Raw genomic sequence first — 14,979 nt, forward strand, 5'->3', positions numbered from 1 at the left:
ACCTAGCCACCCGACCGGGGTGCCTAGCAGAGGTTGAATAGCAAAATACCGCCGGGCTTCCAGCGCCTGACGCAAATGACCACCCACCAACAACTTGGGGTCCTGTAGGGGTTATTCAGAGCTCATATCGATACATCGTCGTTGTCGGGCGGCGCTCGAGGCGAGGTGCGACGCGCGTGCTTATTGGCGCTGACGCCATTCGGAGATGTCTAAGACATAACAGGTTCATCGACCAGGGTTTCCAGTAGCCCTTGTGCTGTCAAGTGCGAGTGAGAACTGGAGGATCTGAACACGCCTAACAATGACTCTAAGCGGTCCATGTCTTCACTGTTGTCGACGGCATCCAAGAATATGATGTTTGCCTTACTCCATTTCGCGAGAGTTAAGTCGAACAACGTCTTATTTGCAACTCCAACGACGTGAACACACGACGCTAAGACCCGCTGCACCAACGCGAATGAGGGGTCCAACCCGTATCGCTTGGAATTTAGTTCGGTTATACCTAAGGCGTGCATCGTCTCCGAATCCAACCCGCCCCGCCAGTGGACCATGGAGTGCCTGCATGTGCACGCGACCTCGAAGGCGTCGACTGCCGCTTTAAGCTCATCGTTATCTTTAACTTGAATACCGATAAACTTCTGAAGTTGCTGGGCAATGACACCCCGGGAGCTAAAGAGAGTCCGCTCGAGACTTGCTAGAGCAAGCATGTTGGACGGATACGACATCGCCGCCCCGAAGCTTATTGTGTCGCCCTTGATTCGTTCGATCGTCAAAGGACACACACCAGCTAGGAGGCTTAGCACGCCCCGGAAATAGGACTCGACACTGGCGACCGCGGCTACGACGACCATCTCGCCGAGCACATCTTGAGAAGATTTGTCCCCGGCGCCATCGCCTGCCGCGATTTTCGCGAGAACGCGGATCGACGCTTCAAATTCGTCAATCGGACTGACAAGCGCCCCGCTTGCCTCTCTGACACAATCAGAGATTTGCATATTTTCTGGCTGCGTGTCGCGGGAAACACTGACTAACGTGCGAGGCGCCTTACTCATAAACAAATTCTTCCGCAAGGGCCTTGATCGCTACAGCGCGCACTGGCCCGATGTAATTCGTGCCAAGAAGTTTCTGACTGTCTTCGTCGAGGATGATGTCGTTTACGGTCAGCAACTCTCCTCCTGAAATAAGGCGTTGGGAGATAGCTTCCGACAGGGGAAGTGCCTCGACGCTCTGTCGAAGCAGTTCCTCGTAGACAGAGACTTGAGGCAGGCTGGCCCCGCAATTTGAACAGAATCTTGCCTCAGGATTCTCCCGTTCGAAGCCGCACGCTGGACACGCACCAAGGTCAAGGCGACAACGTTCTAAGTAGTCCGGCCCTAGCAGGGTCGTGACTTGCCGTCGGACGCGAACGGTGTGTTGACGAGACAAAAGGCTCTCGACCGCATTAGCAGTGCTTGGATTTCGACCCAATGCGAGAGCATTTCCATCTAGCAACAGTGCATAATGCGGAACTATGACCTTGAACGATCGTTCACCGTTTGAGATGCGCGTAAGCTGTTGCCTGACCACGCCGGCGTACTCAAGGAAACCCAGCACACGCTCCACCTCCGGCCCGAGGGGCTCTTGGAGAAGAATGCGAATGGCACGCTCATCGGTATCAGGATTTCGCTGTTCGTTGTACTCACGAATCGCGTTTACACAGGCGTCCACTAGCTCCCTTCCCACCTGAACAAAGTTCTTGTACCGGGGCAGCTTCGACTCAAGGGATGTGAACACCTTGAGCGCGTTGTGGGCTGTCTCACTCACCGCAGTGCTCGTGAACGTCAGTGTCGACGTCGGCGTGCTGTTGCGTTTCTTCTCAACCACTTGCGCGAGCATGGAGAGCATCGCGCGAGGCAACCCAAAACTGGCCAGAGCAATAAAATCTAAGAGCCCGTCGCGTTGTTCTAGATCAGCAAAAACGTCGTGTGGAAGTCGCTTCTGAGCGATCTCTTTCATGAGGTCGAGATATTGAACGTCGTCGGGTCGCAACCACACGTCGATTAGCTGCGCGTCATGACCGACGTGGAAGCGCGGTGTATAGCTTGTGACACCAGGGTAGACGGCTGCCTTGGAGCTAACGACGCGTGACCGGAGCCCACTGAATATCTCGAAGAATTCTCTCTGCTGCTCAGCCGCGAACGCATGCGCAGCATCGTCGAGGAGAAGGACCACCCTCCGACGCGAGGTCAAATCCGCGCACCTTTCCAGGAACTCGAGTACGCCGGTTAGGTCCAGCCGAGTTTCAGGGGCCTCATCGACCTGCCGCCTCTCAATCGCCGAAACGACGGCAGCCGCCTGTCGGCCATAGTCCTCGTCCAGATCGGGAGCCTCCAGACCCAGGTCGCTGAATGTAGAGAGCGCGCCGACAACAATCTGAGCTAGGACCCACTGACGAAATAGCGGCAGTGCTGTTGCGGATGTCTTGAATGTGGGTTCCAAGCTGATGGATTTGGAGTAGTTGACGTAAACCGGAAAAGCCCTGTCGCCTTCGATCGCGCCGAAGTAGGCAGACTTGAGGTAGGTGCTCTTGCCCGAACCTCTAGGTCCAATCAATAGGCGCTGTCCGCCTGATTCGAGAGCCTTTACGATCTCGCGCTCGCGAAACGAGAGGACAGTGAGCTGTTCCAGGTCTGAGCGACTGAGATCCTCAGCACGAAAGTTGCTTGCCAAGGAGTCTTCGTGCTCAAGTTCGTCGTAGGTTTCCAAGGACCTCTCCGCATTCTGATCGAGGCCGAGGCCAGTCGAGCTGTCGGCAATGGTCCCATTATGCACAACACTTGATCAGACATTGAGCCCGCACGATCTCCACATGTTCGACTCAGGTGTTCTTGCAAGGACCACCTCAGAACATGCTTCGCGCGACGTCACATCGGCCAGCTTCGACTGGAGAGATACGCGTCTCGGCGGCGACCCGTATCTGTGTCGGCGGCGGCTGACATCATGGGCGACATGGACCTGGGCGACGAGTTCGACGTGCACGGCGGCTTCGTCGCCGGCGACGGTGCCGCGACTCGTGACGCCGTCAACGCCGACGACCCCGTCCACTCGACGGCCGTGCCGCTGGTCGACGCCGTCGACGTCATCCGGCTCGTCGGGCCCCGCGCCTTCAACCGGGCGAAAGAGTACGTCCGCGACTCAGCCGTGCTCACCACGGAATGGCACCCGGCCGACGAGCGCCTCGAGGGCACCGTCCAGGGCGCCGAGTCGACGCCGTACCAGGTCGTCGTCGACCTGCGGGCGACCCGCGGCGAGTACAGCCGACCGGTCCGCAGCCGGTGCACCTGCCCGATCGGCGGCGACTGCAAGCACGTCGCGGCGACTCTGCTCCAGAGCAACTCCCGAGCCGTGGCCGATCGCAGTGCTCCGACACCCACCGTCGCCGACCTGACGACCGGGGGCGTGACCGCGCTCGGCGCTGCACGGACCGGCACGGGCGGGAGCGACTGGCGGTCGACGGTGGGTGCGATCGGGCAGCCGACCCGCGCCTCCTCGGCCCGGACGACCCGCATGGGTCTGCTGTTCGAACTGCGCGACCGGGCTCACTCGACCCGGGGGCGCGCGGTCGCGCCCTCCGCCCGCCGTCAGGGCGGACCGACGGTGCAGCGACTCGGCGTGCGGCCGGTCACCCTGAGCGGCACGGGCAACTGGGTGCGGGGCAACCTCACCTGGTCGTCGTTGCCGTACCAACTCAACCGGCTCGCCATCGACCCCGAGCACCACGCCTGGTTCGGCCAGTTCGCGGCGCTGCACCGGTCGGCCGTCTCGACCTACACGCCGGGCGACGCCGACTGGCTGTTCGTCGACGACTTCGGCAGCCCCCTGCTCTGGCCGCTGCTGGCCGAGGCCGAGCGCCTCGGCATCTCGCTCGTGACGGGCAAGCGCTCGACCGACGTCCTCGTCGGTGACGAGGCCCGGGTGACCGTCGACGCGGTGCGCGGCGATGACGGCTCGATGCTGCTGACCGCCGGGGTCACCGTCGACGGCGTGGCCCAGCGTGCGGAGTCGACCGGCGTGATCGCCGACCACGGGGTGTGGTGCGTCGCGCACGAACCTGCGCTGACCTTCACCCTCGCGCCGACCGCGGCCCCGCTCGACGACGAGCAACGCCGGCTCTTGACCGTCACGCCCGAGGTGGTCGTGCCCGCCGCCGACTCCGACGAGTTCCTGCGCGACTACTACCCCACCCTGCGCCGGCGCGTCGACGTCGTCAGCTCGGACGCCTCGATCGAGTTCCCGACGATCGTGCCGCCCGTGCTGACGCTGACGGTCACCTTCGAGAAGGGGCAGGCGATACGGCTGACGTGGGGGTGGACGATCGACGGCACGCTGCGGCCGCCGACGGCGCACTCCCCCGTCCCCGACCTGGGCGAGCTCGACGTCGTCCCCCGCGATCAGGTGCTGAAGGGGGTGACCGCAGCCGAGTTCGCGACGGGCACGCTGCCCGCCCTCGAGGCGCGAACCGACCTGCAGGTCGACCTCGTCGGCACGCGGCCCGACTATCGCGAGCTGACCGACGAGCCACGTCTGACCATCACCACCATGCCGACCGACAAGCGCGACTGGTTCAACCTCGGCGTGCTGGTGACCGTCGAGGGACGGACCGTCCCCTTCACACCGCTCATCACCGCCCTCGCGAAGGGGCGGAAGAAGCTGCTGCTCGTCGACCACTCCTACCTCTCCCTCGACCACCCGGCCTTCGACGAGCTGAAGAGACTGATCGACGAGGCGTCGGCGCTCGACGAGTGGCAGGTCGCCCCGCGCATCAACCGCTACCAGGCGAGTCTCTGGTCCGAACTCGACGAACTCGCCGACGAGACCGTCCCCGCCGCCGAGTGGCAGCAGGCGGTCGGCGGGCTCCTGGCCCTCGCCGACGCCGGCGGCCTCGAGGCCGCCACGGCGATCCCCGTGCCGGCCGCGGTGGACGCGACCCTGCGCCCGTACCAGCACGAGGGGTTCGCCTGGCTCGCCTTCCTCCACGACCAGGGGCTCGGTGGCGTCCTGGCCGACGACATGGGGCTCGGCAAGACGCTGCAGACGCTCGCGCTCGTCGCACACGTGCGCGAGACCGAACGAGCCCGGGCCGGCGACCCCGCAGTCGCAGCCGCAGCCGCAGCCGGAGCCGTGTCGGACGGTCCGAGCATCCCGCCCGCACCCTTCCTCGTCGTCGCTCCGACCTCGGTGGTGTCGAACTGGGCGGCCGAGGCTGCACGGTTCACCCCGGGGCTGACCGTCCGGGCCGTGACCGCCACCCAGGCGAAGGGCGGGCGGGGGTCGGTGCACGACCTCGCGCAAGGTGCCGACGTCGTCGTGACCTCGTACGCACTGTTCCGCCTCGACTTCGCCGCGTACCAGGCCGAAGGCTGGGCGGGGCTGATCCTCGACGAGGCGCAGTTCGTCAAGAACCGCGCCTCGCAGGCTCACCGTTGCGCGGTCGACCTCGACGTGCCGTTCAAGCTCGCGATCACCGGAACGCCGCTCGAGAACAGCCTCACCGACCTGTGGTCGCTGCTGCACGTCGTGGCACCCGGCCTGCTCGGCAGCAGCGTCCGGTTCGCCGACGACTACGTCAAACCGATCACGACGGGCGAGGCGCCTGACCTGCTGCAGAAGCTGCGCAAGCGCATCCGACCGTTGATGATGCGCCGCACGAAAGAGCAGGTCGCCTCCGACCTGCCGGCCAAGCAAGAGCAGGTGCTGCGCGTCGACCTCGACCCCGCGCACCGCGACCTCTACGACGCCTTCCTGCAGCGTGAACGGCAGAAGCTGCTCGGCCTGATGGACGACCTCGACCGCAACCGGTTCATCGTCTTCCGGTCGCTCACCTTGCTGCGACTGCTGTCGCTCGACGCCTCGCTCGTCGACGAGGCCTACGCCGACATCCCCTCGGCGAAGCTCGACCAGCTGCTCGACGAACTCGAGGACGTCGTCGCCGAGGGGCATCGTGCGCTGATCTTCAGCCAGTTCACGACCTTCCTGCACAAGGTCGCCGCGCGACTCGAACAGCGTGGGGTCGCCTTCGAGTACCTCGACGGGTCGACCCGGCGTCGGGGCGAGGTGATCGACCGGTTCAAGACGGGCGACGCCCCGGCGTTCCTGATCAGCCTCAAGGCCGGCGGGTTCGGGCTCAACCTCACCGAGGCCGACTACGTCTTCATCCTGGACCCGTGGTGGAACCCGGCGACCGAGGCCCAGGCCGTCGACCGCACGCACCGCATCGGCCAGACGGACAACGTCATGGTCTACCGGATGATCGCGAACGACACCATCGAAGAGAAGGTGCTGGCCCTCCAGGCGCAGAAGTCGCAGCTCTTCGACGCCGTCATGGACGACGACGCCGTGTTCAGCGCGGCACTCACCGCCGACGACATCCGCGGCCTGCTCGACGCCTGACCCGGAACGGGCCGGTGCCGGCGCCGGGCGCCGGGTGCCCGTGCCGGCGCCGGGTGCCGGGTGCCGGGTGCCGGGCGCCGGGTGCCGGGCGCCGGGTGCCGGGTGCCTTCCCTGCCGGACGGGCGGGTTCGTCGACGGCGGTCGCTCTCGAGCGACCGCGTCCGACGAACCCGCCCGTTGCCGCGGGGCGCGCGTCAGCCCAGCGACACCGTCTCGGCGAAGGTGCGGGTCGTCGGCGGGGCGAGCAGCACCTCGGGCAGACGGTTCGCCCCCTCGGGGGTGGCCCGCCAGGCGACGTAGGCGTCGTGGTCGGCCGACGAGGCCCAGGTCTCGACGACGATCATCACCGACGGGTCGGCGTCGTCGATCAGCACCTCGAGCCCCTCGCAGCCGGGCCAGGCGCGCGTGGCGACGAGGGTCTCGCGGGCGATCTCGTGAGCGAGGTCGAGCCGGGCGGGGTCGACGTGGAGTTCGAGGTGGACGATGGTGGGCATGGTGGTTCCTTCGATCGGGCGGCGACCCCGGGAGCGGGCCGCGCGGCGGACGGGCCGCGACCTCCCACCCTGGCACCCGCGCCTCCTCGTCCGCCGGGTCAGGCGACGTCGACGGTCACGCGATGCCACCCCTCGGCCCCGTTCGGAGCCGGCTGCACGTATGCCTCGGGTTGCCACGTGCCGTCCGTGCCCTGCGCCCGCACGTCGATGGTGTGCGACCCCGACCCGGCCGCCCCGGCGTCCCACCGGTAGACCCACTGGCGCCAGGTGTCGGCCGACACCGAGTCGGCCAGCGTCGCGTCGAGCCACGAGCCGCCGTCGATCCGCACCTGGACCGCCTCGACCCCGGTGTGCGGCTGCCAGGCCACGCCCGCGATCGACACCGTCCCCGCGTCCACCGATCCCCCGTCGCGGGGCACGTCGATGCGTGATTCGAGCTTGACCGGCCCGAGGGCGTCCCAGCCTCGCGGCGTCCAGTAGCCCTCGGCGTCGGCGAAGCGGGTGACCTCCATCTCGACGACCCACTTGGTCGCCGACACGTAGCCGAACAGGCCGGGCACGACCATCCGCACCGGGAAGCCGTGCTCGATCGGCAGCGGCTGGCCGTTCATGCCGACCGCGAGCAGCGCGTCGGTGCCCTCGTCCTGCAGCACGTCGAGCGGGGTGCCGGCCGAGAAGCCGTCGATGCTGCGGGACAGCACCATGTCGGCGCCACCGTTCGGACCCGCCCGGTCGAGCAGCGAGCGGATCGGGTAGCCGAGCCAGAGCGCGTTGCCGATGAGGTCGCCGCCGACGTCGTTCGAGACGCAGCTGAGGGTCGCCATGTGCTCCTCGAGCGGCAGGGCGAGCAGCTCGTCGAACGAGATCGACACCTCGCGATCGACCAGGCCGTGGATGCGCAGGCTCCAGTCGGCCGGGTCGATCGACGGCACCTGGAGGGCCGTGTCGATGCGGTAGAAGTCGGCGTTGGGCGTGACGTAGGGCGTGATTCCCTCGACGTCCAGGGAGGCGCCGGCCGGCACCGCGGTCTCGGTCACACTCGCGCGCGGCAGCGTCAGGGCACGCCGCAGCGCCGCCGCGTTCGCGCGGCCCGCGTTCACCACGCGCGCCCCCGTGCCGACGACGACCGCGGCCACGCCGGCCACCACCGTGTAGGTCAGGAACGACCGGCGCTCGAGCCCGGGCCCGCGCAGCGGCGGGACGGGCTGCGTCTGCTCGGCCCACCCGGGCGACGTCGAAAAGACCCACCGACGGAGGCGCGAGGCGAGCTTGTCGACGAGCAGCACGGCTGCGAAGGTGCCGACGAGGCTCGGGATGGCGTCCACCTGGCCGGCGTCCGCGCGGGTCAGGACGGCGATCACGGCGAGCGCCCCGCCCGCCACGAAGGCGATCTTGCCGATCGGCTGGCGGCGGTACTCGCCGTAGCCGGCCGCGCCGGTGATGACGACGAGCAGCACGCCCATCAGCACGAAGAGGGCGACCTTGTCGCCGGTGCCGAACAGCGACACCATGGTGTCCTTCACGCCGGCGGGGGCGAGGTCGATGACCGCTGAGCCGACGGCGAAGAGCGGGCTGCCGGTGGGTCCGGTGACGAGGGCGACGACCTCGGCGGCGGCGAGGAACGCGGCCATCGACACGACGCCGGCGAGTGCGGCCCACAGGCCGGCGGCGCGGGGGGTCATCGGGTCGCCGGGCCCGGGCGTCGGGGCGGGGTCGGGCGTCGCCGACTCGGGTGGGGACAGGCGGACCGACATGGGCTCAGGGTACGACGCGTGGCTCGGGAACCGCCTGCGTCCTCGGGTGCCGGCCCGCGCCTCCTCGCCGTGAGGCCGTGGGGCGGACGCCCTCCCGCGTTTCGGGGCCGTGACGATGTGCGGCCGCCTCTTCCGTCGCCGCGACGACCGGAGCAGGATGACCGGAACGCCCGAGACACACCGATGCGCCCCCGGAGGTCAGCATGTCGACGACGAACCAGCAGCCCGCGAACCGGCCGCCCGCGAACCAGGCCCAGCCGCCCACGACCGACACGGGTGAGAGTCCCACCGAGCTGAAGCGGGCCATCGGCCCGAAGCTGTTGTTGCTCTTCATCGTCGGCGACATCCTGGGCACGGGCGTCTACGCCCTGACCGGGCAGGTCGCGGCCGAGGTCGGCGGTGCGGCCTGGCTGCCGTTCCTGATCGCGTTCGCCGTGGCGCTGGTGACGGCGTTCTCGTACCTCGAACTCGTGACGAAGTACCCGCAGACCGCGGGCGCGGCCCTCTACGTGCACAAGGCGTTCGGCATCCACTTCGTGACGTTCATCGTCTGCTTCGTGGTGATGTGCTCGGGCATCACGAGCGCGTCGACCGCGTCACGGGCGTTCGCGGCCAACCTGGCGGCGGGCATCGGCGTCGAGCTGTCGAACTCGGCCGTGATGCTGATCGCGATGGCGTTCATGCTGCTCGTGATGGCGGTGAACTTCCGCGGCGTGAGCGAGAGCGTCAAGGCGAACGTCGTACTCACCCTGATCGAGCTCTCGGGCCTCGTCATGGTGATCCTGATCGGCTTCTGGTTCATCGCCGGCGGCAACGCCGACTGGGGCCAGGTCGTGCTGTTCGAGACGCCCGGTGACAAGTCGCTGCTGTTGAGCGTCAGCACGGCGACGTCGCTCGCGTTCTTCGCCATGGTCGGCTTCGAGGACTCGGTCAACATGGCGGAGGAGACGAAGGACCCGAGCCGCATCTTCCCCAAGGTCATGCTGACCGGTCTGGGCATCACCGCGGTGATCTACGTGCTCGTCTCGATCTGCGCCGTGGCGATCGTGCCCATCGGCGAGCTGGCCGACAACGAGACACCGCTGGTCACGGTGGTGAACACCGCCGCCCCGGACTTCCCGATCGGCGGGCTGCTGCCGTTCATCTCGATGTTCGCCGTCGCGAACAGCGCCCTGATCAACATGATGATGGCCAGCAGACTGCTCTACGGCATGAGCAAGCAGGGCGTGCTGCCGGGCTTCCTGGGCAAGGTGCACGCCACACGCCAGACCCCGTGGGCGTCGATCGTCTTCACGACGGCGCTCAGCCTGGTGCTGATCGGCTACGTCTCGCTGTCGCCCGAGTCGCCCATCGTGGCCGTGCTCGGCGGCACGACGTCCCTCCTGCTGCTGTCGGTGTTCGCCCTGGTCAACGTCGTCGTCCTGGTGTTGCGGCGCGACGCGGTGACGCACAAGCATTTCCGGGCGGGCACGGTGCTGCCGATCATCGGCGTCGTGGCGTGCCTCTGGCTCGTGCTGCCGGTGTCCTCCGGGCGCGGCGCCGAGCAGTACACGATCGCCGGCGGCCTGCTCGCGATCGGCGTCGTCCTCTGGCTCGTGACGTTCGTGTCGCGCCGGGGCCGGCCGGTGCCGAGCGACGCGATCGCCGACGCCGAGCGCGCCGACCCGCGGGTGTAGAGGGACCGAGGCGCGGGTCGAGGACGCAGGAGGCGCGGCGCCGGTCCCGTGACCGACACCGCACCAGCCCTGCCGCCGACCCGCGCCTCCTCGGCCGATCGCGCCTCCTCGGCCGATCGCGCCTACGGGATGAGGCGGGCGGAGCGGTACCGCTCGAACAGGTCGACGAACGCCTGCTCGGTGCGGCGGTACCGGGTGAAGCCGGCGTCACGGGCCTTGCCCATGTCGGTGACGACCTCGATGTCGCGGCCGAGGTCGCCGTCGGTGTGCCACCACGAGGCGACCCGCGACAGCTCGGGCTCGGCGAGGTCGTGCTCGGCGACGAGGTCGCGCCACTCCTGCTCGAGGCCGACCATCTGCTGCTCGAGCGGCCGCGGCTCGCCCTCGAAGCCCTCGACGAGCGCGGGGTCGATGCCGAGATGGCCGGCGAGGCGCGGCCACAGCCAACGCCAGCGGAAGACGTCGCCGTTGACGACGTTGAACGGCTCGTCGGCGCCGGCCGGGTCGGTCGCGGCCCAGATCATCTGCTCGGCAAGGACGCCCGCGTCGGTGACGTCGACGAGCGAGTTCCACTGCGTCTCGCTGCCGGGGAAGACGAACGGGCGGCCGAGGCGCTTGCTCAGCGCGGCCTGCACGGCGATGGTCAGCCCCATGTTCATGGCGTTGCCGACGGCGAACCCGATGACGGTGTGCGAACGGTGCACCGACCACGTGAAGCCCTGGCGCTCGGCGGCGGCGAAGAGCTCGTCCTCCTGGGCGTAGTAGAAGTTCGGGTAGGGCAGGCGCTCCTCGTCCTCGTGGAAGGGCGTGTCGGGCATGTTCCCCGTGCCGTAGGCCTCGAACGGGCCGAGGTAGTGCTTCAGCCCGGTCACGAGCGACACGTGCCGCACCGGCGCGTGGTCGAGGGCGGCCAGCAGGTCGCGGACCATGGCGCCGTTGACGGCGATGTTCTCCGCCTCGGTGTCGCGCTTCTGCCACGCGGCGAAGAACACGTGCGTCGGCTTCGCGTCGGCCAGCGCGGTGCGCAGGCTCTCGGCGCTCGTCAGGTCGGCGGCGATGCCCGTCACCCCCGCGGACGAGGAGGCGCGGCGCGAGAGGGCGAGGACGTCCCACCCCTCGCGCGTCAACTGCTCGACGAGGGCGGTGCCGGTGATGCCGCTGGCGCCGACGACGAGGGCGGTGCCGGGGACGCTTCCGCCGGCACCGGGCTGGGTGCTGTCGGTCTGGGGTGTCTCGGTGGTGCTCATCCGTGGTCCAAGCCGCGCGCGCCTCCTCGCATTCCCGCGACGGCGCGTCGCCCCGTACCCCGGGCCCCGCCACCTGACAGGCCCCCGGGTTCGCCGAGCGTACGGTCAGCCCATGGATCAGCACACGAACGAGCCCACGGACCGGACGCCCGAAGAAGAAGCGGCCGCCCTCGCGCTCGCCGTCGTGTCGCAGGCCGCGGCCATCACCCAGGGCGACCCCGAGGCCGTCGAGGCCAGCGACGAGAACCTGCGGGAGGTCGTCGCCGAGCTGACCGACCAGCCGCTCACCCCCCGGCAGGAGGACGTCGTCGCGACCCTCGGTGCCGCCGGTGGCAGCCTCGCGGCCGGCCTGACGGCCGCCCTCGCCCACGAGAAGGGCGTCGACCCCGGCATCATCCTCGGCTCGACCTCGCAGGCCATCGTGGCCCAGACGCAGTCGCCGTTCGTCGGCGGACACGACGACGGGGACGACGACCCCGAACTCGTCACGCGGGCCGAGCGCGACGCCCGGGCCCATGCGGCCGAGCGGGACGGTGCCGACCGCGGCGACGACGACGACGCCGACCACGCGTCCTAGGGCCGCGGGCCTGCACGACGTGACGGGCCCGGACGACCGGCGCCGCGCCTCCTAGACTCGACGGACGGGTCCGCGCGGGACCGCCTCGGCGGTGCCCCGGCCCGGCCGGTCGTGAGCGAGGAAGAGGTCAGCGTGTCAGACGCCAGGCGCCCGGAGCGGCCCACCCCGGTGAGGCCCCGCCCGCCGCGGGTGCCCAAGGCACCGAAGGGCAAGCCGCGGGGTCCGGCCCAGTCACGACTGGTCAATCAGCACGAGCTGCGCGACGTCCGGGCCCGGCTTCGCGGCACCATCTACGAAGGCACGACGCCCGAGCACGGCATCGGCGGCGACCTCTACTCGCCGCGTCAGATCGTCGACTTCTGCCTCGACCTGGGCGACGTCATGCTGTCGTCGGGTGCCGACGTCCGCAGCACCGAGGTCGCGATCGTCGCCGTCAGCACCAAGTGGAACCTGGCCCCGCTCGAGCTCGACATCACGGGCACGGCCATCACCATCCAGTACGCCCCGGCCGGCGACCACCCGCTGGTCAAGACCCGGGTCATCTACGCCGAGGGGTCGAACCTGCACCGGCTGTCGCGGGTCTACCAGATCGTCGACGACCTGCTGCACGACGACCGCGACATGACCGAGGCGGTCGCCGGCCTCGTCGAGGTGCTGAAGTCCCCGCCCCGCTGGCCGTCGTGGCTGACCGATCTGGCGATGGGCCTGCTCGGCGTGTCCGTGACGCTGCAGGCCGGCGGCACGTGGCAGGCCGCCGTCGGCGCCTTCGTGGTGATGATCGGCATCATGGCGTCGGGTCGCGGGCTGACCGCCCGCGGCATCCCCCAGTTCTTCGTGATCGGCCTGCAGGCCGCATCGACCGCCGCACTCGGCACGCTCGGCATCTGGGCGGGGCTGCTGACCACGGGAGGCGCGGCGGCGATGGTCGCGGCCGTGGTCGTCCTCGTCCTGCCGCACCCCACGATCGTCACCTGGGCCCAGGACGCGATCTCGGGCTTCCGGTCGATGGCCGTCGGCCGCGCCCTGGTGATCGGGCTGATCGTCGCGGGGGTGGTCTGCGGCATCCCGGCCGGTCTCGCCGTGACCGCCCGGTTCGCGGACATCGAGGTCGACCCGACGAACATCACGCTGCAGGCGCTGCCGCTCTGGCTCTCGCTCATCTCGAGCTTCGCCGCGGCGTCAGCCAACTCGATCGCCCAGGGGTCGACCGCCCGCATGATCCCGATCACGATCGGCGTCGCCCTGGTCGGCAACCTCTCGCTCTTCACCCTGCGCCACCTCGGACTGCCGCTGATGGGCGCGACGTTCGTCGCGGCGACCTTGTTGGGCGCGCTCTCGACCGTGGCCGCGGCACGCCTGCGGACGGCGGCGACGGTCATCGCCGTGCCGGCGTTCTGCGGGTCGTTGCTGCCGTCGCTCGCCGTGGCGTCGTCGCTGCTGAACTTCATGGCCGGCAACGACGGCGCCGAGGTCGACTTCGTGTTCTCGATGCTCACGACGCTGGCGATCGGTGCCGGACTCGTGCTCGGCAGCCTGCTCGCGACCCCGGGCGCCCGACGGTGGCTGCGCCGGGCCAAGCGCGTGCGGGTGCAGTCGGTGCACACGGACACGACGCCGATCAGCGTCATCGTGCCGACGGTCGCAGCGGAGCCGCCGGTCGTGGCGGAGCCGCCGGTCGCGCCGACGCCGCCGGTCGCGCCGACGCCGCCGGTCGCGGCGAAGCCGCCGGTCTCACCGGGGCCGCCGGTCGACCCGTCCACGTCGCCTGCGTCCGTGGTCAGGACCGCGCCGATCCCCGTGGCCCCGTCCGTCCCCGAGACCGGGTCGGAACCGATGCCGACCCCGCAGCGGCCGCGCCTCGCGGACCCCACCGCACCGCGCCTCCCCGGGGTCGCCCTCTCGACACCGGTCCGATCCGCCCCACCCGCGGCGGACCCCGGGACCTCGAGCGACTAGCGCTCGGCCCCGGCGGCCACGCCGCGCCCGGTGTCTCCGCGCCCCGGCAGCTCGACCTGGGCGTCCTCGCCCTCGAGACGGCGGATGATCGGTCGGACGTCGCCGATCTCGGCACCGACCCAGTGTCGGTGCATCTTCTCGGCCACGGCGTAGGTGGTGCCCGACCCGCCGAAGGGGTCGAGGACGAGGTCGCCGGGCTCGGAGCTGATGGTGAGCACGCGCTCGAGCAGCTTCTCGCTGAGCTCGTTCGCCCCCCGGGTCTTCGTCGCCCGGTGTCGCACCGGGGGGATGTCGAGCCAGACGTCGGTCAGGTTGATGCCGTCGGGGTGCAGCTTGCTGCGGTGGCCGCCGTAGTCCTTGATGTCTCGGCCGCAGTGACGGCAGACCTGGATCGGGAGGCGGGGTCGGACGAAGCGCGACGGCTTGCCCTTGCTGTAGTAGAGCAGCGAGTAGTGCGACGGGTAGAGCTTGTTGGGGATCGGCAGACCGTACTTGATGTCGACGGCGACCCAGTGGCGGAAGGTCATGCCCTCGCCGTTGAGCACGTGGCCCAGCTCGATGTTCCAGCGGGGGAGGTTGAAGAGGTAGAAGGAGCCGCCCGGCCGCAGCACCCGGACGCACTCGGCGATCCACCGGCGGCACCAGGCCAGGTAGGCGTCCTCGTCGAGCGAGTCGTCGATGCCCGCCCCGTAGACCTTGCCCAGGTTGAAGGGCGGATCGGCGAACACGAGGTCGACCGACTCGTCGTCGAGCTCGGCGAGGACCTCGAGGCAATCGGCCTGGAAGAGCCGACCGCTGGCGGTGCGGTACGTCGGTTGCACGTCGTCCTTCGGGGTGTCGCGGGGC

At 69.0% G+C, this 14,979-nt stretch carries 10 protein-coding genes; 4 read left to right on the top strand and 6 right to left on the bottom strand.

Features of this window, described 5'->3' with window-relative positions; all coding sequences use genetic code 11:
- Positions 1-209: 209 nt before the first annotated feature.
- Together ASG28_RS16360 and ASG28_RS16365 are read right to left on the bottom strand one after the other, a co-directional pair.
- Entirely contained in the window at positions 210-1,052 is an 843-nt protein-coding gene (locus ASG28_RS16360) for a hypothetical protein (RefSeq protein WP_157485656.1), read from the bottom strand.
- Entirely contained in the window at positions 1,045-2,745 is a 1,701-nt protein-coding gene (locus tag ASG28_RS16365; RefSeq protein ID WP_157485657.1) for a hypothetical protein, read from the bottom strand. The genes ASG28_RS16360 and ASG28_RS16365 overlap by 8 nt, the downstream gene beginning before the upstream one ends.
- A gap of 234 nt (positions 2,746-2,979) precedes the next feature.
- On the opposite strand from ASG28_RS16365, the gene ASG28_RS06360 reads away from it, so the two are divergent.
- Entirely contained in the window at positions 2,980-6,429 is a 3,450-nt protein-coding gene (locus ASG28_RS06360; RefSeq protein WP_200925260.1) for a DEAD/DEAH box helicase, read from the top strand.
- Between the two features lie 194 nt (positions 6,430-6,623).
- Here ASG28_RS06360 and ASG28_RS06365 read toward each other — a convergent pair whose 3' ends face one another.
- Both ASG28_RS06365 and ASG28_RS06370 read right to left on the bottom strand, forming a co-directional pair.
- Entirely contained in the window at positions 6,624-6,923 is a 300-nt protein-coding gene (locus ASG28_RS06365) for a putative quinol monooxygenase (RefSeq protein ID WP_055973225.1), read from the bottom strand.
- A gap of 98 nt (positions 6,924-7,021) precedes the next feature.
- On the bottom strand, positions 7,022-8,677 hold the full coding sequence (locus tag ASG28_RS06370; RefSeq protein WP_326937858.1) for a molybdopterin-dependent oxidoreductase: 1,656 nt from the start codon (positions 8,675-8,677) through the stop codon (positions 7,022-7,024).
- 203 nt (positions 8,678-8,880) lie between these two features.
- On the opposite strand from ASG28_RS06370, the gene ASG28_RS06375 reads away from it, so the two are divergent.
- On the top strand, positions 8,881-10,353 hold the full coding sequence (locus ASG28_RS06375; protein ID WP_082454438.1) for an APC family permease: 1,473 nt from the start codon (positions 8,881-8,883) through the stop codon (positions 10,351-10,353).
- A gap of 122 nt (positions 10,354-10,475) precedes the next feature.
- Here the strand turns inward: ASG28_RS06375 and ASG28_RS06380 are convergent, their stop codons facing one another.
- Complete coding sequence (locus ASG28_RS06380; protein ID WP_055973228.1) at positions 10,476-11,600, bottom strand: SDR family oxidoreductase; 1,125 nt, start codon at positions 11,598-11,600, stop codon at positions 10,476-10,478.
- Between the two features lie 112 nt (positions 11,601-11,712).
- On the opposite strand from ASG28_RS06380, the gene ASG28_RS06385 reads away from it, so the two are divergent.
- Positions 11,713-12,177, top strand: coding sequence for a hypothetical protein (locus tag ASG28_RS06385; protein ID WP_055973230.1), 465 nt, complete (start codon positions 11,713-11,715; stop codon positions 12,175-12,177).
- 132 nt (positions 12,178-12,309) lie between these two features.
- Complete coding sequence (locus ASG28_RS06390) at positions 12,310-14,133, top strand: threonine/serine ThrE exporter family protein (RefSeq protein ID WP_235497083.1); 1,824 nt, start codon at positions 12,310-12,312, stop codon at positions 14,131-14,133.
- On the opposite strand, the gene ASG28_RS06395 is transcribed toward ASG28_RS06390, so the two are convergent.
- Complete coding sequence (locus ASG28_RS06395; protein WP_157485659.1) at positions 14,130-14,954, bottom strand: DNA-methyltransferase; 825 nt, start codon at positions 14,952-14,954, stop codon at positions 14,130-14,132. The genes ASG28_RS06390 and ASG28_RS06395 overlap by 4 nt on opposite strands.
- Positions 14,955-14,979 lie beyond the last annotated feature (25 nt).

This window comes from Frigoribacterium sp. Leaf415 (genome assembly GCF_001424645.1).
Lineage (GTDB): Bacteria > Actinomycetota > Actinomycetes > Actinomycetales > Microbacteriaceae > Frigoribacterium.